Origin of the sequence: Streptomyces sp. NPDC002133 (assembly GCF_040296405.1) — a bacterium.
In the GTDB taxonomy this organism is placed as follows: Bacteria; Actinomycetota; Actinomycetes; order Streptomycetales; family Streptomycetaceae; genus Streptomyces.
This window is the reverse complement of sequence record NZ_JBEOXF010000002.1, coordinates 257,691-276,998: the sequence shown is the minus strand read 5'-3', so window position 1 is coordinate 276,998 and position 19,308 is coordinate 257,691. Positions and strand designations below refer to the sequence as shown.

At 71.2% G+C, this 19,308-nt stretch carries 14 protein-coding genes; 4 read left to right on the top strand and 10 right to left on the bottom strand.

Going from position 1 to position 19,308, the window contains the following annotated elements:
* Positions 1–77 precede the first annotated feature (77 nt).
* A complete protein-coding gene (locus tag ABT078_RS03600) occupies positions 78–1,310 on the top strand; it encodes a PucR family transcriptional regulator (RefSeq protein ID WP_351223373.1) in 1,233 nt (410 codons plus the stop codon).
* A 460-nt stretch (positions 1,311–1,770) separates the two neighbouring features.
* Here the strand turns inward: ABT078_RS03600 and ABT078_RS03595 are convergent, their stop codons facing one another.
* The 7 genes from ABT078_RS03595 to ABT078_RS03565 all read right to left on the bottom strand — a co-directional run bounded on the left by ABT078_RS03595 (position 1,771) and on the right by ABT078_RS03565 (position 12,338).
* Positions 1,771–2,349, bottom strand: coding sequence for a TetR/AcrR family transcriptional regulator (locus ABT078_RS03595; protein ID WP_351223371.1), 579 nt, complete (start codon positions 2,347–2,349; stop codon positions 1,771–1,773).
* Between the two features lie 90 nt (positions 2,350–2,439).
* Positions 2,440–4,041 (bottom strand): phosphoglycerate dehydrogenase, encoded by a 1,602-nt coding sequence (serA, locus tag ABT078_RS03590; protein ID WP_351223369.1) that lies wholly within the window; start codon positions 4,039–4,041, stop codon positions 2,440–2,442.
* Positions 4,042–4,273: 232 nt separating this feature from the next.
* Positions 4,274–5,275, bottom strand: a complete 1,002-nt coding sequence (ilvC, locus tag ABT078_RS03585) for a ketol-acid reductoisomerase (RefSeq protein WP_351223367.1) — start codon at positions 5,273–5,275, stop codon at positions 4,274–4,276.
* Between the two features lie 124 nt (positions 5,276–5,399).
* Entirely contained in the window at positions 5,400–5,924 is a 525-nt protein-coding gene (gene ilvN / locus ABT078_RS03580; RefSeq protein WP_351223365.1) for an acetolactate synthase small subunit, read from the bottom strand.
* Between the two features lie 25 nt (positions 5,925–5,949).
* On the bottom strand, positions 5,950–7,836 hold the full coding sequence (locus ABT078_RS03575) for an acetolactate synthase large subunit (RefSeq protein ID WP_351223363.1): 1,887 nt from the start codon (positions 7,834–7,836) through the stop codon (positions 5,950–5,952).
* 249 nt (positions 7,837–8,085) lie between these two features.
* Positions 8,086–10,956, bottom strand: coding sequence for a putative bifunctional diguanylate cyclase/phosphodiesterase (locus tag ABT078_RS03570; protein WP_351223741.1), 2,871 nt, complete (start codon positions 10,954–10,956; stop codon positions 8,086–8,088).
* A gap of 428 nt (positions 10,957–11,384) precedes the next feature.
* On the bottom strand, positions 11,385–12,338 hold the full coding sequence (locus ABT078_RS03565) for a 2-hydroxyacid dehydrogenase (protein ID WP_351223361.1): 954 nt from the start codon (positions 12,336–12,338) through the stop codon (positions 11,385–11,387).
* A gap of 75 nt (positions 12,339–12,413) precedes the next feature.
* Between ABT078_RS03565 and ABT078_RS03560 the strand changes: the two genes are divergently transcribed.
* From ABT078_RS03560 to ABT078_RS03550, 3 genes are all read left to right on the top strand, one after another.
* A complete protein-coding gene (locus ABT078_RS03560) occupies positions 12,414–13,490 on the top strand; it encodes an aldo/keto reductase (RefSeq protein WP_351223359.1) in 1,077 nt (358 codons plus the stop codon).
* 158 nt (positions 13,491–13,648) lie between these two features.
* Positions 13,649–14,812, top strand: a complete 1,164-nt coding sequence (locus tag ABT078_RS03555; RefSeq protein ID WP_351223739.1) for a PQQ-dependent sugar dehydrogenase — start codon at positions 13,649–13,651, stop codon at positions 14,810–14,812.
* Positions 14,813–14,826: 14 nt separating this feature from the next.
* On the top strand, positions 14,827–15,003 hold the full coding sequence (locus tag ABT078_RS03550; protein ID WP_351223357.1) for a DUF6191 domain-containing protein: 177 nt from the start codon (positions 14,827–14,829) through the stop codon (positions 15,001–15,003).
* A 149-nt stretch (positions 15,004–15,152) separates the two neighbouring features.
* Here the strand turns inward: ABT078_RS03550 and ABT078_RS03545 are convergent, their stop codons facing one another.
* From ABT078_RS03545 to ABT078_RS03535, 3 genes are all read right to left on the bottom strand, one after another.
* On the bottom strand, positions 15,153–18,185 hold the full coding sequence (locus ABT078_RS03545) for a helix-turn-helix transcriptional regulator (RefSeq protein WP_351223737.1): 3,033 nt from the start codon (positions 18,183–18,185) through the stop codon (positions 15,153–15,155).
* A 97-nt stretch (positions 18,186–18,282) separates the two neighbouring features.
* The gene (locus ABT078_RS03540) at positions 18,283–18,441 is read right to left on the bottom strand and encodes a hypothetical protein (protein ID WP_351223355.1); all 159 of its coding nucleotides are present in this window, start codon (positions 18,439–18,441) and stop codon (positions 18,283–18,285) included.
* Positions 18,442–18,620: 179 nt separating this feature from the next.
* A complete protein-coding gene (locus ABT078_RS03535) occupies positions 18,621–19,178 on the bottom strand; it encodes a GNAT family N-acetyltransferase (protein WP_351223735.1) in 558 nt (185 codons plus the stop codon).
* Positions 19,179–19,308 lie beyond the last annotated feature (130 nt).

Below are 19,308 nucleotides of genomic sequence, written 5' to 3'. Positions count from 1 at the left end.
GACAGCTGTCACGCATCCGGGCCCCGCTCTTCAGACATCTGTCTGAAGAGGCACCCGAGCGGTGCGAGAATGTCCGGGTGAAGGGCGATTACCAGGAACTGGTCGACGAGATCTCGGGGCTGCTCGGCGCCCCCGCGACCCTCGAGAACCGGGACTTCGAACTGATCGCCTTCGGCGCGCACGACAGCGACGACGACAGCGCCATGGACCCGGTCCGTACGCGCTCGATCCTGACCAGGAAGTCCACTCCGGCGGTGCGCGCCTGGTTCGAGGGCTTCGGCATCGCCCGCGCGACCGGCCCCGTACGGATCCCGGCCGCCCCGGAGGCCGGGGTCTTCCGCGACCGGATCTGTCTGCCGGTCCGCCATCGCGGGATCGTCCTCGGATACGTCTGGCTCCTCGACGCCGAGCCAGGTCCCACGCCCGCCCGGCTGGCCGCGGCCATGGAGGTGACCGAGCGGATCGGCGGGCTCCTCGCGGACGAGGAGCGGGCGGGCACCGACCTCTCGCGGGAGTTCCGCGCGGTGCTGACGGCCGAACGCGGCTGGCAGTACGACATGGCGGTCGCCGCTCTCCGGTCGGCCCTCGGCCCGACCGCGGACGGGCTGCACGCGGTGGTGTGCGTGGCTCCGTGGCCGTCGGAGGATGCGCCTTCGGCGCGCACGGTCCCGGGGGCGTCGGCGCTGTGCACGCTCCAGTGGGCCACCGCGGCCCGGCGGGTCCCGGTGGTGCCGGGGCCGGCCCCGGGGCCGAACGGGGCCGGGAGCGGTGCCGCGGCGGCTCAGCCCGTTCCGGACGGCGGCGGCCATGCACTCGCCGCGCTGGTGCGGCTGAGGGCCTCCGATGTGCTCGCGCCCGTCGTCACCGCCGCGAACCGGCTGAGCGGCACCGCCGGCGACGGCGCCGTCGCGGGCGTCGCGCTTCCCCGCCGGGGCATCGGCGACCTCAACACCTCCTGGAGCGAGGCCGCCTCCGCCGCACGCGCCGCCACCGCCCAGCCGCGGCTCGGCCCGGTGGCCGACTGGGCCTCGATCGGCCCGTACCGCCTGCTGACCGCTCTCCCGCGGGCCCTGTCCCCTGACCCCGCGGTGGTCCCTCTCCTCACGCCGGCGCACGCCGAACTGGCCCGTACGGCGGAGGTGTTCCTTGACTGCGCGGGCCAGGCGGGCCGCGCGGCGTCCACCCTGGGGATCCACCGGCAGACGCTCTACTACCGCCTCTCGCGGGTCGAGCAGCTGACAGGACTCGACCTGGACGAGGGCGAGGACCGGCTCCTCCTCCACATGGCCCTCAAGGCCGCCCGGCTCTAGGAGCGTCGCGGATCACCGCGCTGCGGACCACCTTGTCCTGGATGTCGCCGACGTTCACGCCGAGGATGACCAGCGACACGTCGACGGCAGAGCACGGGGATGCCGGTACGTACTTTCGATCGTGCGGCGTGCACGGGGGGCTCTGTCCTGATGCGATGGGAAGCCCGCGGAGGCTACCTGCGGCGCCGGCGGGTCCCGGGCGGCGACGGCGGACCGGACCCCGAGCGCCTTTCCGTACGTCACCCACTCCCGGAAGCCGTCGGCGGGCTGAGGTCCCTTCGGATGTTCGCCGGCATCACTCCGTGACCCGATTCACCGTCGGCCTCATCCCGTTGACCACCGGCAGCATGAGCGTGCCGTGGCATCAGCGCGACATGTCGTCAGGCCCCGCCTCACCCGGGCACCGCACCCGGGCAGCGCACCCGGGTCAAGACGCTTCACAGGGCGGCCGCGACGTGGGTCAGTCCTTCTCGCCCATGATCACCCGGAGTCCCTCGGTGAGGTCCCTCGCGGACGGCGCCGTCTCCGGGTCGACCAGCCACTGGATCATCACGCCCGCCACCAGCGCCTGGACGAGCAGCCCCGCCGCGCGGGCCTTCTCGGGGTCGGCCTCCGGGTCGTTGCCCAGGAAGGCCTCCGCCATGCCGAGCCGGCCCTCCCGCTGAGGCTCCTTGATCGCGTCGCGGAGCACCTCGTCCTCGTCGAGCCGGGTGACGACCTCCAGCTGGAGCTTCCAGACCTTACGGCTCTCCTCGAAGGCCTCGATGACCTTCTCCCAGAGGTCCTCGAACCGGGCGTACGGGTCAGCCGGCGCACTGCCCGCGTTCTCCGTCCGCGCGGGCCCTACCGCCTCGCCCCACTCCTCGGTCAGTGCCAGGAACGCCTGATGGAGCAGGGCGTCCTTGGAGCCGTAGTGGTAGCCGATGGAGGCCAGATTGGTGCCGGACGCGGCAACGATGTCCCGGGCGGTCGTCCGGCCGTAGCCCTTCTCCAACAGGCAGTGCTTGGCACCTTCGAGCAACTCTTCGCGGTGTCCCATGAAAGCAGCGTACCCGGCCGCTAGACACCCGTATAAAACAAGCGTCCAGCGGCCGGGGCGGGGATCCAGGGCCGCGATGGCCCCCGCGGATCAGTGGACCAGGTTCACCGAACGGGCCGACGCCGCGCCGATCTCCTCGGCGATCTCGTTCAGCACGGACTGCGGCACGGTGTCGTCGACGGTCAGCACGACCAACGCCTCGCCGCCCTCCGACTGGCGCGAGACCTGCATGCCCGCGATGTTCAGCCCGGCTTCGCCGAGGATCCGGCCGACCGTGCCGACGACACCCGGACGGTCCTCGTAGCGCAGCACAACCATGTGGTCGGCCAGTGCCAGGTCCACGTCGTAGTCCCCGACCGCGACGATCTTCTGGAGGTGCTTGGGGCCGGCCAGCGTGCCGGAGACCGCGACCTCCTCGCCGTCGGCGAGCGTGCCGCGCACGGTCACCACATTGCGGTGGTCCGGGGACTCCGAGCTGGTGGTGAGGCGGACCTCGACGCCACGCTCCTGCGCGAACAGCGGCGCGTTCACGTACGACACGGTCTCGTCGACCACGTCCTCGAACACGCCCTTCAGCGCGGACAGTTCGAGCACCTTGACGTCGTGCTGCGTGATCTCGCCGTACACCTCGACATCGAGACGGACCGCGACCTCGCCGGCCAGCGCGGTGAAGATCCGGCCGAGCTTCTCGGCGAGCGGCAGACCCGGGCGGACGTCCTCGGCGATGACACCGCCCTGGACGTTGACCGCGTCCGGCACCAGCTCACCGGCGAGCGCGAGGCGCACCGACGTGGCGACCGAGATACCGGCCTTCTCCTGCGCCTCGCCCGTGGAGGCACCGAGATGCGGGGTGCAGACGACCTGGTCGAACTGGAACAGCGGGGAGTCCGTGCACGGCTCCTTCGCGTACACATCGAGACCCGCGCCCGCGACCCGGCCCTCCTTGAGCGCCGAGTACAGCGCCTCCTCGTCGACGATCCCGCCGCGCGCGGCATTGACGATGCGGACGGTCGGCTTGACCCTGTGCAGCGCCTCGTCGCCGATCAGACCGAGCGTCTCGGGGGTCTTGGGGAGGTGGACCGTGATGAAGTCCGAGACCTCGAGCAACTCGTCGAGGGAGAGGAGCTTGACGCCCATCTGCGCGGCACGCGCAGGCTGTACGTACGGGTCGTACGCGACGATCTTCATGCCGAAGGCGGACATCCGCTGGGCGACCAGCACACCGATGCGGCCGAGACCGACGACGCCGAGGATCTTCTCGCTGAGCTCCACACCCGTGTACTTGGAGCGCTTCCACTCGCCGTTCTTCAGGGCGGTGTTGGCCTGGGGGATGTTGCGCGCCGTGGCGACGATCAGACCGCAGGCGAGCTCGGCGGCGGTCACGATGTTGGACGTCGGGGCGTTGACGACCATCACGCCGGCCTTGGTGGCGGCGGAGACGTCCACGTTGTCCAGACCGACACCGGCACGGGCAACGACCTTCAGCCTGCTCGCGGCGGCGATGGCCTCGGCGTCGACCTTGGTGGCGGAGCGGACGAGGATCGCGTCCGCATCGGTGACGGCAGGGATCAGCTCGGCGCGGTCCGCGCCGTTGCAGTGCCGGATCTCGAAGTCCGGACCGAGCGCGTCCACCGTCGCGGGCGACAGCTCTTCGGCAATGAGTACAACGGGTTTACGGGGCGCAGTGCTCACGTGAGTCCTCACTGGTCCAATGCGGACGGCCGTCCCGACGGCCGCTGGCGGTGGAGGGGGCTAGCCGCGTGGAAGACGCACGACGCTGTGGGCCTGACCTGACGCGTTTGTTGACCACTCTAGTGGTGTCGGAGGGCTGGTTTTCCGCCTTGACGGAAGGATCACCCGTCCGTGGTTGGACTGCATGTCCAACGGGAAGCGGCGGGCCCCGGAGGACCCGCCGCGCAGAGGCTTACGCCTCCTCGTTGTCGACCCAGCTCATGAGCTTGCGGAGCTCCTTGCCGGTGGTCTCGAGCAGGTGGTTCTCGTCCTGCGTCTTGTACTCGTTGTACTTCTTCAGGCCGCCGTGGTATTCGTCCATCCAGTTCTTGGCGAACGTGCCGTCCTGGATCTCGGCGAGGACCTTCTTCATCTCGGCCTTGGTCTGGTCCGTGATGATGCGCGGGCCGGTGACGTAGTCGCCCCACTCGGCGGTCTCGGAGACCGACCAGCGCATCTTCGCCAGGCCGCCCTCGTACATGAGGTCCACGATCAGCTTCAGCTCGTGGAGGCACTCGAAGTAGGCGATCTCCGGCTGGTAGCCGGCCTCGACCAGGGTCTCGAAGCCCGCCTTGACCAGCGCCGAGGCACCGCCGCACAGGACGGCCTGCTCGCCGAAGAGGTCGGTCTCCGTCTCCTCGGTGAAGGTCGTCTTGATGACGCCGGCACGGGTGCCGCCGATGGCCTTGGCGTAGGAGAGGGCGAGGGCGAAGGCGCCCCCGGTCGCGTCCTGCTCGACGGCGGCGATCGCCGGAACGCCGCGGCCCTCCTCGTACTGGCGGCGCACCAGGTGGCCCGGGCCCTTCGGGGCGACCAGGGCGACATCCACACCGGCCGGGGGCTTGATGAAGCCGAAGCGGATGTTGAAGCCGTGGGCGAAGAACAGCGCGTCGCCGTCCTTCAGGTTGTCCTTGATGGACTCCTCGTAGACCTGGGCCTGGATCGGGTCCGGGATGAGGATCATGATGACGTCGGCCTCGGCGGCAGCCTCCGACGGCGTCACCACGCGCAGGCCCTGCTCCTCGGCCTTGGCCTTGGACTTGGACCCCTCGTGCAGACCGACGCGGACGTCCACACCGGAGTCACGGAGCGACAGCGCGTGGGCGTGGCCCTGGCTGCCGTAACCGATGACCGCGACCTTGCGGCCCTGGATGATGGACAGGTCGGCGTCGTCGTCGTAGAACAGCTCGGCCACTGGGTTTCTCCTTGTTGACTGGTCTTGCTGGCTTTGCGTCCCACCGTACGGCGGGGAGGGACGAGGGGGTTCGAGGGTCTCGGTATCCGGGCGGGGCCGGACGGGGCGCTGCCGCCGGCGCCCGTTACGCGCTGCGGTCGAGGGCCCGCAGGCTGCGGTCCGTGATGGACCGCGCACCACGTCCTATGGCGATCGTGCCGGACTGGACCAGCTCCTTGATGCCGAACTGCTCCAGCATCTTCAGCATGGCGTCGAGCTTGTCACTCGATCCGGTGGCCTCGATGGTGACGGCCTCGGGCGAGACGTCCACGGTCTTGGCGCGGAAGAGCTGGACGATCTCGACGATCTGGGAGCGGGTCTCGTTGTCGGCGCGGACCTTCACCAGGACGAGCTCGCGCTGGATCGCGGCGCCGGGCTCCAGCTCGACGATCTTCAGGACGTTGACCAGCTTGTTGAGCTGCTTGGTCACCTGCTCGAGCGGCAGGTCCTCGACATTGACCACGATCGTGATGCGGGAGATGTCGGGGTGCTCGGTGACGCCGACGGCGAGCGAGTCGATGTTGAAGCCGCGACGGGAGAACAGGGCGGCGATCCTGGCCAGGATGCCCGGGGTGTTCTCCACCAGGACGGAGAGCGTGTGCTTGGACATGGTCGTTGTGTCTCTCTCTGCTCGCTCAGTCGTCTTCGTTGTCGCCGAAGTCGGGGCGGACGCCGCGCGCGGCCATGACCTCGTCGTTGGAGGTGCCGGCGGCGACCATCGGCCACACCATGGCGTCCTCGTGGACGATGAAGTCGATCACGACGGGGCGGTCGTTGATCGCGTTGGCCTCGGCGATGACCTTGTCCAGATCCGCCGGGTCCTCACAGCGCAGGGCCACACAGCCCATGGCCTCGGACAGCTTGACGAAGTCCGGGACGCGGGTGCCCTTGCGGGGCGCCTGGCTCGCGCCGACCTGGGAGCCTGCGGTGTGGTGGCCGGTGTCGTCGGCGTGCAGCACGGTGCTCGAGTATCGCTCGTTGTAGAAGAGGGTCTGCCACTGGCGGACCATGCCGAGCGCGCCGTTGTTGATGATCGCGACCTTGATCGGGATGTCGTTCAGCGCACAGGTGACCAGTTCCTGGTTGGTCATCTGGAAGCAGCCGTCGCCGTCGATCGCCCAGACGGCGCGGTCCGGCATACCGGCCTTGGCGCCCATCGCGGCCGGGACGGCGTAGCCCATGGTTCCCGCACCGCCCGAGTTCAGCCAGGTGGCCGGCCTCTCGTAGTCGATGAAGTGGGCCGCCCACATCTGGTGCTGGCCGACGCCGGCGGCGAAGATCGTGCCCTCCGGTGCCAGCCGGCCGATGCGCTGGATGACCTGCTGCGGGGCGAGGCTGCCGTCGTCCGGCGTCTCGTAGCCGAGCGGGTAGGTCTCGCGCCAGCGGTTGAGATCGTTCCACCAGGCGGTGTAGTCGCCGGTGTTGCCCTCGGTGTGCTCGGCCTGGACGGCCTGGACCAGGTCGGCGATGACCTCGCGGGCGTCACCGACGATCGGGACGTCCGCGGCCCGGTTCTTGCCGATCTCGGCCGGGTCGATGTCGGCATGGACGATCTTGGCGTACGGGGCGAAGCTGTCCAGCTTTCCGGTGACGCGGTCGTCGAAGCGGGCGCCGAGGGCGACGATCAGGTCGGCCTTCTGCAGCGCGGTGACGGCGGTGACCGAACCGTGCATGCCCGGCATTCCCACGTGCAGCGGGTGGCTGTCGGGGAACGCGCCCAGCGCCATCAGGGTGGTGGTGACGGGGGTGTTGGTGAGCTCCGCGAGGACCTTGAGCTCGGCGGTGGCGCCGGCCTTGAGGACGCCGCCGCCGACGTACAGGACCGGGCGCTTGGCCTGGGTGATCAGCTTCGCCGCCTCGCGGATCTGCTTGGCGTGCGGCTTGGTGACCGGCCGGTACCCGGGGAGGTCGGTCTGCGGCGGCCAGCTGAACGTCGTCCGCGCCTGCAGGGCGTCCTTGGCGATGTCGACGAGGACCGGTCCCGGGCGGCCGGTGGAGGCGATGTGAAAGGCCTCGGCGATCGTCCTCGGAATGTCCTCGGCCTTGGTGACCAGGAAGTTGTGCTTGGTGATCGGCATCGTGATGCCGCAGATGTCCGCCTCCTGGAAGGCGTCCGTGCCGATGGCCCTGCTGGCCACCTGGCCGGTGATCGCGACGAGCGGGACGGAGTCCATGTGGGCGTCGGCGATCGGCGTGACCAGGTTGGTGGCGCCCGGCCCCGAGGTGGCCATGCACACGCCGACCTTGCCCGTGGCCTGCGCATAGCCGGTGGCGGCGTGGCCCGCGCCCTGCTCGTGGCGGACCAGGATGTGGCGGACCTTGGTCGAGTCCATCAGCGGGTCGTACGCGGGGAGGATGGCGCCGCCGGGGATACCGAACACGGTGTCGGCCCCGACTTCCTCGAGAGAGCGGATGAGGGACTGCGCGCCCGTGACGTGCTCAACGGTGGCGGAGGTCTGTCCGCCGTTTCGGGCCCGCGGCTGCGGATGGTGGGCCCCGGTGGCCTGCTCGGTCATCGGCATTCTCTTCTCGAAGCTGAGGGTGTGTGCGGGTCTCGGAGCTGGGGTTCCAGCGGGGGTCTCGTGGGGGATTTTGCGGGGTTTTGGGAAGATCCAGTGCAACAAAAAACCCCTCGTGCCGTGAGGCAAGCGAGGGGAGCGCGCCGGTGCGGTCTACAGAGCCCAGAGGGCCCTGCTTCAGCCGACGCGCTTTCCAAGTACGAGAATTCGGGTGCGCATGGCACAGACCCTCCCCCCGGCGCACTACCACTGTCAAGCGGGTGGGACGGGCGTCTCATTATTTGAGCGGATCGGCGGACGCCCGACGAGCTCGGCGCCCGTGGGCGCGGAACGGCGTGCCGGCAGGGAGCTCCCGGTGAGGACCGGCAGGGCCGCTCCCCCGGGCACCGGGTACTCGCCACGGACCAGGGCGCGGCGCAGCCTGTGCTCGTCCAGCGGCCCCGAGAACGCCATCCCCTGGCCATGGCTGCACCCCATGGCACGCAGGGCCAGCACCTGCTCCGGCGCGTCCACGCCGTCCGCCACGGACTGCATGCCGAGATCGCAGGCGATCCGGAGCAGCCCCGCGGTGATCTTGTGCAGCCTGGCGGACTCCACGATGCCCTCGACCAGGCCCCGGTCGAGTTTCAGTACGTCGACGGGGAGCCGGCGCAGCGCGTTGATCGCGGCATAACCGCTGCCGAAGCCGTCCAGGGCGATCCGTACGCCGAGGCGGCGCAGGACGACGAGGCGTTGCTCCAGCTCGTCGAAGGAGATGCGGGGGTCGCTGTCGGCAAGCTCGATCACGAGGGCGCCTGAGGCCAGCCCGTGGCGGGTGAGCAGGGCCTCGATCGAGCCGAGGGGCACGGACCGGTCCAGCAGTCCGCGGGCGGAGAGCCGGATCAAGACCGGGATCTCGTGACCGAGGCGGCTGCGCTCGGCGGCCTGCTGGACGGCCTCCTCCAACTGCCAGCGGCCGAGCTCGGCGGTGCGGTCGCTGTCTTCGGCGGCGACCCGGAGGAACTCGGCCGGTGTGAAGAGGATGCCCTGCGCCGATCGCCAGCGCGCCTGGGCCGCGACGCAGGTGATCCGGCCGGTGGCCAGGCTCACGACCGGCTGGTGGAGCAGGGCGAACTCGCCGTCGTGGAGGGCTGCGCGCAGCCGCGTGGCCAGCTCGGCGCGGCGCACGACCTCGGCCTGCATCTGGGGCGCGTACAGCTCGACGCGGTCCTTGCCGCCCGCCTTGGCCCGGTACATGGCCAGGTCGGCGTTGCGCAGGAGGTCGCCCGCGCTGATGCCGGGCTCGGCGAAGGCGACGCCGATGGACGCGGCGACCCGCACTTCGTTGCCCTCGACGCGGTACGGCTGCGACAGCATGAGACGGAGCCGGTCGGCGATCTCGTGCACCTCGTACTGACGGCCGGACGGGTCCCGGCTGCCGTCACCGAGGATGAGGGCGGCGAACTCGTCGCCGCCGAGCCGGGCCGCGGTGTCACCCGCCCGCACGGACTCCTGGAGGCGCCGGGCGGCCTGGATCAACAGCTCGTCGCCGGCCTGGTGGCCCAGGCGGTCGTTCACTCCCTTGAAGCCGTCCAGGTCGATGAAGAGCACGGCCGTACCGGCGTCACCGGCGCGGCGGCCGCCGAGTGCCTGACGCACCCGCTCGGTGAACAGCGCGCGGTTGGGCAGGTCGGTGAGCGGGTCGTGCTCGGCGTTGTGCTGCAACTGGGCCTGGAGGCGTACGCGTTCGGTGACGTCCCGGCTGTTGAAGATCAGACCGCCCTGGTGGCGGTTGACCGTGGACTCGACATTCAGCCACTGGCCGGTGCCTGACCGGAAGCGGCACTCGATCCGGGTCGTGGGCTCCTCCGAGGGAGGAGCGGCCAGAAACCGGCGCACTTCGTGGACGACGCGACCGATGTCCTCGGGGTGGATGAGCGAGGCCAGTTCGGAGCCGATGAGCTCGTTCGCGTCGCGCCCGTACACACCCGCGGCGGCGGGGCTCACGTAGCGGAGTACGCCGGTCGGCGCCGCGATCATGATGACGTCGCTGGAGCCCTGCACGAGGGAGCGGAAGTGGTTCTCCTTCTGCGCCAGTTCGTGGGTGAGGGAGATGTTGTCGAGCAGCATGATGCCCTGCCGGATGACCAGGGCGAGCACGACCGTGCAGCCGGTGAGGACCACCACGCGGTCGACCCTTCGGTCCTCGATGACGTTGTAAAGGATCCCGAGGGTGCAGACCGCGGCCGCCAGATACGGGGTGAGCGCGGCGAGCGAGCCGGCGATGGGACGACTGAACGCCGTGTGGCTCGCGGGTCGGGGGCCGCGCGGGAGCGTGGTGGTCGCCTCCGTACGGCGTGCTCCCCAGGGCGCGTACGCGAGGAGGAGCGAGCCCGCGAACCAGCCGGCGTCGAGCAGCTGGCCCGAGCGGTAGTGCTCCCGCAGCAGCGGCGAGGTGAACAGCGCGTCGCAGAAGACGGTCAGGGCGAGGGCGGCGATGGCGGTGTTGACCGCCGACCGGTTCGCGTTCGACCGCCGGAAGTGCAGCGCGAGCACCATGCTCACGAGCACGATGTCAAGCAGCGGATAGGCGAGCGAGAGCGCCGCTTCCGCCACGCTCTCTCCCTGGAAGTGCGCCGTGTGGGCGAGCGCGAGGCTCCAGGAGAGCGTCAGCAGCGAGCCGCCGATCAGCCACGCGTCGAGCGCGAGGCAGACCCAGCCGGCCCTGGTGACGGGGCGCTTGGCCAGGACGAGCAGCCCGACGATCGCCGGTGGCGCGAAGCAGAGGAAGAACAGGTCGGCGAGGGACGGGCTCGGCACCGCCTGCCCGAGGACCACCTCGTACCAGCCCCACACCGCGTTTCCGCACGCGGCCATGGCGGAGGAGACCGCGAACAGCATCCAGGCGGGACGAAAGCGGCTGTACCGCGAGCGGGCGAAGAGGAAGCACGAGACCGAGGCGAGGAGAGCGGCGAAGCTGAGCCCGAAGTCACCCATGATCAGCGCCAGTTGCTCGGACCCCCAGCCGACGGCGGCCCCGGCGGCATAGCCCCCGCAGGCGACGGCGAGCAGCACCTGGGGCAGCAGGCTCCCGCCGCCCTCGGAGACCGGCAGCCGGGCAAGGAGGGCGCCCTGGGCATTCACCGCGCCGCCCCTGACAGCGCTTTCACCCGGCTCCGCCCGCGGAGGCGGCACTTCGGGGCGCGCTTCGAGGTGTGCTGCGGCGCGCGCGGGACTGGTGGGCGGCACCTTCGCCGCGTCGGATCGTTGGTCCATTGGCCGTGCATCGCCCGTCGCCCCCCTCGAAGTCTGGTCGCTCCGCAGCGCCGTCCGTACACGACGCAGCCCCCAACTCGGGACGATACACCAGTCTCGTCACTCAGGGACAGGGTTTATCTACTCTCCGTGACGATCTGGAATACCGTCGGCACTGGGTGCATCCGTACGACTCCACTGAGTGTCGAACGAGTCCCCGGCGGCGTCCAGAGCGGTGTCCCCTGATGGGGTTCACGGACCGGCACCACTGATGGTTCACGGGCGTCCGGAGGCAGTCGAAGCGCCGCAGCGGGCGGCTACCCGGTCGTGAGGACCACGTTGCGCAGAGGCTCTCCGGCCGCGAACCGCGTGAGTTGCCCGGCCAGCAGGCGCTTGGCGCGCGGCATGAACGCCGAGGTGGGGCCGCCGGCATGAGGGCTGATCAGCACGCCCGGAGCGTGCCAGAGGGGGTGCCCGGCAGGCAGCGGCTCCGGATCGGTGACGTCGAGTGCGGCGGTGATCCGGCCGCTCTCCAGCTCCGTGAGCAGCGCCTTGGTGTCGACGACCGGCCCACGGGCGACGTTCACCAGAAGGGCGCCGTCCTTCATCCGGGCCAGGAAGCCCGCGTCCACGAGGTGGTGAGTGGCCGTGGTGAGCGGCGTCGAGAGGATCACTACGTCCGCGTCAGGGAGCAGCCCCGGAAGTTCGGCGAGTGGGTGCACCTCACCGCGCTCTGTGGTGCGTGCCGAGCGCGCGACGCGCGCCACCCGCGCGCACTCGAAGGGCACGAGCCGGTCCTCGACGGCCGCGCCGATCGAGCCGTATCCGACGATGAGCACGGACTTGTCGGCGAGTGCCGAATAGATGCCGGCCCGCCACTCCTCCCGCTGCTGGCCCTCCACGAAGCCGGGGATGCCGCGAAGGGACGCCAGGGTCAGCGCGAGGGCCAGCTCGGCCGTGCTCGCCTCGTGGACGCCCTTGGCGTTGCACAGGAGCACGCCCGCGGGCAGCGAGCCGAGGCCGGACTGCACATGGTCGATACCGGCCGAGAGGGTCTGGACGACCTGCACGGACGTCATGGCGGCCATGGGTCGCACGGCGACCTCCGTGCCCCTCATGTACGGGACAACGTAGAAGGCGCAGTCGGCGGGGTCGGCGGGATAGTCCTGACCGCCGTCCCAGTAGCGGTAGTTGAGTCCTGCGTCGGAGGAAGCGGGGAGTCCCTCGATCTCGTCGGCCGGAATGGGGAGCCATACGTCCGTTGCAGTCATGGTCACGAGGCTATGCGAAGTGCGGCGGAGGACAGAGGTTAGTTTTGGGGGCGGCACAAGGAGGGGTACGAGCAGGTGGAGCGCAGGACAATCGGTGCGGCGGCGCTCGAGGTGGGCGCGATCGGCCTTGGTTGTATGCCGATGAGCTGGGCGTACACCACCTCGCAACAGCGTGGTGACCGCTCGTTGCGCACGGTGAACGCCGCGCTCGACGTCGGTGTGAATCTGCTCGACACGGCCGACATGTACGGGCCGTTCACCAACGAGCTGCTGCTCGGCCGGGCACTGAAGGAGCGGCGCGCCGACGCCTTCGTGTCGACGAAGGTCGGTCTGCTGGTCGGCGAGCAGCACCTCGTCGCCAATGGACGGCCGGCTTATGTGCGGCGGGCGTGCGACGCGTCGCTGCGGCGGCTCGGGACCGATGTGATCGACCTCTACCAGCTCCACCGGGCGGACCCGGAGGTTCCGGTGGAGGAGACCTGGGGCGCGATGGCGGAGTTGGTGTCCGCGGGCAAGGTGCGGGCGCTCGGGTTCTGCGCGGTGGGTGCGCGCGCGACGCGGAGGCCGGGTGCGGGGGCCGCGGGATCTCCCGCGTTCCCGGGGTCGGCGGCACCGAGAGCGGCGCCGGCGGCGGCGAGGGGGCCGGCGGGAGGACTGTACGAGGGAACGATCCGCCAGTTGGAGCAGGTGCAGCAGGTCTTCCCGGTCAGCGCGGTGGAGGCGGAGCTGTCGGTGTGGTCGCCCGAGGCGCTGTCGCAGCTGCTGCCCTGGTGCGAGGCCCGCGGTGTGGGTTTCCTCGCGGCGATGCCGCTGGGCAACGGCTTCCTGACGGGAAGGCTCACGCCCGGGGAGGGCTTCGAGCCGGACGATCCGCGGGCGCGGCATCCCCGTTTCACCGCGGAGATGATGGCGGCGAACCAGCCGCTGGTGGCAGGGCTCCGGCGGGTCGCGGAGCGCCACGGTCCCTCGACGACTCCCGCGCAGGTGGCGCTGGCGTGGGTGCTGGGGCGCGGACCGCACGTGGTGCCGGTGCCGGGGGCCAAGCGGGAGTGCTGGGCCGTGGAGAACGCGGCGGCCGCGGACCTCGAGCTGAGCGAGCGGGACGTCGCCGAGATCGCGGGACTGCCACCGGCCAGGGGATCCTGGGACTGACCTCCGGTCGTGTCCGTCGCCGGCTCGTCGTCGGGATCGTGGGCGGAGATCGGGAACCTCGGGCGGTGCTGCGGTGTATGAACAGTAGACGTGCGGCTCACGGAGATCGCACAGACCGATCACCCGGCGAAGGGACAAGTTCAGTGCCACGTCCAGCTGTGACGGCCGTGCTGGCCGCTGCCGCCCTCCTGCTCGCCGCCGGGTGCTCGTCCGACGGCCCCGCGGATCAGGCGGGCGGCAGCGGCCAGGACGCCCCCTCGCGCCCGGCCTCCTCGTCCGCCACGGCCGGCGGCACCCCTCCGAAGGCCCCGCCGGCGAAGGGGTCGGTGGAGGTGGCGGCCACCCTGGCCGAGGACCTGAAGTCGCCATGGGGCCTGGCGGCGCTTCCCGACGGCGATCTGCTGGTGTCCTCGCGCGACGAGGGCACGATCACGCGCATCGACGTGGAGAGCGGCAAGAAGTCCGAGATCGGGTCGGTGCCGGGCGTCGCACCGGCCGGTGAGGGCGGTCTGATGGGCCTGGCCGTCTCCCCGTCGTTCGCCTCGGACCATCTGGTGTACGCGTACTTCACGACGGAGTCGGACAACCGCATCGCCCGCATGCTGTACGACGAGAGGAAGCCCGCCGGGCAGCAGCTCGGAGCGCCCGACACGATCCTGCGGGGCATCCCGAAGGGGGTCGTCCACAACGGCGGCCGGATCGCGTTCGGCCCGGACAGGATGCTGTACGCGGGCACGGGCGAGACGGGTGACAGAGGGCTGGCCCAGGACAAGGATTCGCTGGGCGGCAAAATCCTCCGGATGACCCCGGACGGGCAGCCGGTGCACGGCAATCCCTCGGCGGACTCGGTGGTGTATTCGTACGGGCACCGCAATGTGCAGGGCCTCGCCTGGGACTCCGAGAAGCGGCTGTGGGCGGCCGAATTCGGGCAGGACACGTGGGATGAGCTGAATCTCGTCGAGCCCGGAAAGAACTACGGCTGGCCGGAGGTCGAGGGCAAGCGCGGCAGGTCGGGCTTCGTGGACCCGGTGGCCCAGTGGCGGACGGAGGACGCGTCGCCGAGCGGCATCGCCTATGCACAGGGCTCGATATGGATGGCGGGCCTGAGGGGCGAGCGCCTCTGGCGGATCCCGCTGTCCGGTGCGGAACGTTCCGCGGAGCCCCAGGCGTTCCTCCAGGGGGAGTACGGCCGTCTGCGTACGGTCCTGCCGGTCGGCGGGGCCGGCGGCGCCTCGGCTGTCTGGCTGGTCACCAGTGAGACGGACACCAGGGGCACACCCGAGGCGGGGGACGACCGAATCCTGCGGCTCGAGGTGAAGTGAGAGGTGGGCGGCTTGTGTTCAATCTGATCGAAGAGCTTTTCGCGCCCGGCCGTAAGCACACCGACGACGAGCGCAACCGGCTGCAGCTCACTCGGGTGGACGTCGGCGACGGCGATCCGGGGCACGGCGAGATAGACCTGGCCTCCGGGAAGGTCGTCATACGCACGCGGCGCGAGCACCCGGAGGCCTGACCCAGCGGGCCGACTTCCGCCCGTGCGGCGATCGAGGACGGGCAGCCCCGGCCCACCGGGCGTTGAGGACGGCGCGAGCCCGTCGGGCGGCACCGGGCGTCGAGGGGTCTCGCCCGGTCACGGGTGCCGTGTGGCGCGGTGCCGCGCGCTCAGGCTGTCGCGGGGAACAGGTGGAGGCGATGGGCGAGCGCCGCTGCCTCGCCTCGTCCGGTCACGCCCAGCTTGGCCAGGATGTTGGAGACATGGACGCTTGCGGTCTTGGGTGAGATGTAGAGCTCCTCGGCGATCTGGCGGTTGGTACGGCCCGCCGCGACCAGGCGCAGCACGTCCTGTTCGCGGGGGGTCAGCCCGAGGTCTTCGGCCGGGGCGGGTGCGGCAGGGGCGGGGAGGGCCTCGGCGCCGGGACCGGTGAGCCGTAGGCGGGCGCGCTGGGCGAGCAGCGTGGCGGCCTCGGCGAGCGGACGGGCTCCGAGGCGCTCGGCGGTCTCGTGGGCCCGGCTCAGGAGCTCGGCCGCGCTCTCGCGCTCCCCGGCGGCCAGCAGCGCCTCGGCGGTGCGGTGGCGCACGCGGGCCACGTCGTAAGGGCGGTCGACCGTGGCGAAGGCGGCCAGCACCGCGGCCCAGGTGTCAGGGGTGTCCCGGTCCTCGGCGCGCAGGAGTTCGGCGTGGAGCCACTGTTCGTAGGCCGTCCAGACCGCCGCGCAGGTGGGGAGTGCCTTGGCGGCGCGCTTGATGCGGGACAGGGCTTCGGCGCGGCCCGGCGCGGCGGCGGGCAGCCCGCGGATGTCGGCCTCGGCGACGGCGGCGGAGAGCAGGAGCGGCCAGGCATAGCGCTGGGTGCCGGGCGGGAAGCCGGCGGCCACGGCCCGGTCCAGTTCGGCACGGGCGTCGAGAATGCGGCCCTCGCCGGCGGCGACGCCGACCGCGATGCGGGCGAGGGGCAGCGACTGCTGCGGCTGCGGGTCGTGGGTGCCGTAGTGGTCCTGGGCGGCGGCGAGCCGCCGGGCGGCCTCGGCCATGTCGCCCCGGGCGAGCGCCAGATAGGCGAGCCGTCCGGCCCCCGCGCCGCGCGGCTGGCCGCTGTGCCCGAAGCGCTCGGCCTGCCCGGCGGCCTCCGCCGCCTCGTCCCAGCGTCCGAGGGCGTACAGCGATTCGGACAGATTGCCCCACACCCACGCTTCGACGTCCAGCAGTCCGTACTTCCTGGACAGGACAAGGCCTTCTTCGAGGATGCGGACCGCTTCCCCGGATCGGCCGACGCCTTCCAGGCTGGAGGGGAGGTTGACATGGCTGCGGCCCACCAGGGAAGCGAAGCCCAGTTCGACGACGCGGTCCTTGACCTCGTACAGATCGGCGAGGCCGGCCTCGACGTCACCCGCGTCGACCATCAGGCCGCCCAGGGTGATCCGGGCCGTCATCTCGATCTCGCGGGCACCGACCATGCGGGCGTACTCGACGGCGCGTTCGGCGGCGGCGAGGGCGTCGGGCCCGGGTTCGTGCAGCATGGACCAGCCGGCGACACTGGCGAGGACCTCTGCGTGCACCTCGGACGGCGGGAGTCCGCGCATCAGCTCCTGCGCGGTGGCGAGTTCCCTCCAGCCGTCGCCTCGGCCCTGGCTCTGTATCAGCCGGGAGCGCTGCACCCAGAACCAGGCCGCGCGCAGCGCGTCGTTCTCCCGCTCCAGCAGCCGCAGCGCCCGCTTGGTGATCGTCAGGGCGCGTTCCCTCTCGCCGCTGTGCCGGCCCGCGACCGCGGCCTCGGCCATGAGGTCGAGGTAGCGCAGGGGGGTGGTGGCCGGGTCGCAGCCGCACGGAGGGTACACCTCGGCGTAGTCGGCGGGCCGCAGGTCGATCCGCACGTCTTCGGGGGCGTCGTCCCACAGCTCCATCGCCCGTTCCAACAGCCCGAGTTGCTCGGAGTAGGCGTGCCGCCTCCTCGCCTCGACGGAGGCGAGGAGGACGGCGGGGAGGGCCTTGGCCGCGTCGTGGGCGTGGTACCAGTAGCTGGCGAGCCGGGCGGCGCGCTGGTCGGCGGGTACGAGCGCCGGGTCGGCTTCCAGCGCCTTGGCGTAGCGGCGGTTCAGCCGCGAGCGTTCGCCGGGGAGCAGATCGTCGCTGACGGCCTCGCGCACGAGCGAGTGACGGAAGCGGTAGCCGTCCCCGTCCGGGGTGGCGAGCAGGATGTTGGCGCCCACGGCCGCCCGCAGTGCCTCGATCAGCTCGTCCTCGCCCAGCCCGACGACGGCGGCCAGCAGTGGGTACTCGACGGTGGATCCGCCTTCGGCGACGACCCTGGCGACTCGCTGGGCGTACTGGGGCAGCCCTTCGACGCGGACGAGCAGCAGATCGCGCAGGGAGTCGGTCAGTCCGGAGCAGGAGTTGCCGTTGTGCGTGGCGACGGCGAGTTCCTCGACGAAGAAGGCGTTGCCGTCGGAGCGTTCGAAGATGTCGTCGACGAGGGACTGGGCGGGCTCGGCGGCGAGGATTCCGGCCATCTGGCGGGCGACCTCGTCCCGGCTGAAGCGGGGGACCTCGATGCGCTGGACGGTGCGCAGCCGGTCGAGTTCGGCGAGGAGGGGCCGCAGAGGGTGGCGGCGGTGGATGTCGTCGGCGCGGTAGGTGGCGATGACGACGAGCCGGCCGCGCCGCAGGGTGCGGAAGAGGTAGGCGAGGAGATGGCGGGTGGAGGCGTCGGCCCAGTGCAGGTCCTCCAGCACGACCACGACGGTGCGCTCGGCGGCCAGCTGCTCCAGGAGGCGGACGGTGAGTTCGAAGAGCCGGGCCATGCTCTCCTCGTCGTGCCTGCCCGGTTGGCGCGACGAGTCGCCCACCTCGGGGAGGAGTCTGGCGAGTTCCTCCTCACGCCCGGCGGCCGCCGCGGCGAACTTGTCCGGGAGCTGCCGAAACAGGCTCCGCAGGGCAGTGGAGAAGGGGGCGAAGGGCAGCCCGTCGGCGCCGATCTCGACACAGCCGCCGATGGCGAGGACGACCTCCCCGCGGCAGGCCTCGTCGCGGAACTCCTCGATGAGCCGTGTCTTGCCCACGCCGGCCTCGCCGCCGATGAGAAACGCCTGCGGCTCGCCCGCTGCGGCGCGGGCGAGCCCATCGGTGAGTGTGGTCAGTTCGCCGGCGCGGCCGACGAAGACGGGGCTGACGGACCTGGTCTCCACGCCGCCGAGCATCGCACATCCGTCCGCTCGGGCGGCACCGGTTATCGCGGCGGCGACGGCACCGGCAGCCGAGGCTGCCGTCGTCGGGACGACCGTCACGGTGCGGGCCTCAGGCGGCCCGCTCCAACCCGCCCCGCGCACTCACCCGCCCTTCGGGTTCGTTCTTGCCGGACCGGCGGTTCCGGCGCACTTGGCGGGCCAGCCGCTCTTCGTCGGCACGGCGGATCAACTCGGCCTGGTGCAGCTTGTGGAACTCGTAGTCGAGCATGGGGTTCTCCTGAGGACGAGGTTTCGGCGGCTCGTGGGAGCCTCGCGTTCTGCGATGCCTCAACTCTCGTCTCCCAGGGGGTGCGACCACATCGGGAGAGTGCCGCATCTTTGCGGCCGCGGCGCCTTAGACCGCCGGGCCCGGTGCCCCGGTCCGCCCTAAGGCACCCCCGTCGGAACTCAGTGGTGGTCCATCGCTGCGCGTCGTTCGCGCCATTCGGGCGCGAGGACGGACCAGACCTCCATGTCGTGGCGGATGCCCTGCCAGGGGAAGCTCTCGCGCAGGACTCCGCCACGGGTGAAGCCGAGTCGCTCGGCGACACCGGTGGAGCGGTGGTCGGCGGAGGAGGCGAGCCGTTCGACGCGGTGCGTGCCGCGCTCGTCCACGGCCCGGTCGACGAGGTGGTCGACGGCACGGGTGATCAGTCCGCGGCCGGCCGCGGCCGGCTCCAGCCGGACGCCGACCTCGCAGGACTCGGTCCGGGTGTCGAAGACCCGGAAGAGCGCTCCGCCGACGAGGGTGCCGTCGTGCCGGATCACGTAGAGACTGCCGGTGTCGGCGGCCTGCCTGTCGGCGAAGTTCTGGAGGAAGGAGCGGGCCGATTCGCGATCGGTCACTCCGACCATGAACGGCACCCAGGGCCCGGCGTACTCACGGGCCCGCTCGACATGGGCGAGGAACTCCTCGGACTGCCAAGGGCCGATGGGCTGCAGCTCAGCGCCGTCTCCGAGGGATATGAAGAACGTGCCGCTCCTTCACAGTCGTGGTGTCGGATTCACGGTGGTGCGGGACCCGGTGGTGCGGGACCCGGAGGTCCGACAGCCGGTGATCCCGGCCCTGTGATCCCGGTCCCGGTGGTGCGGGACG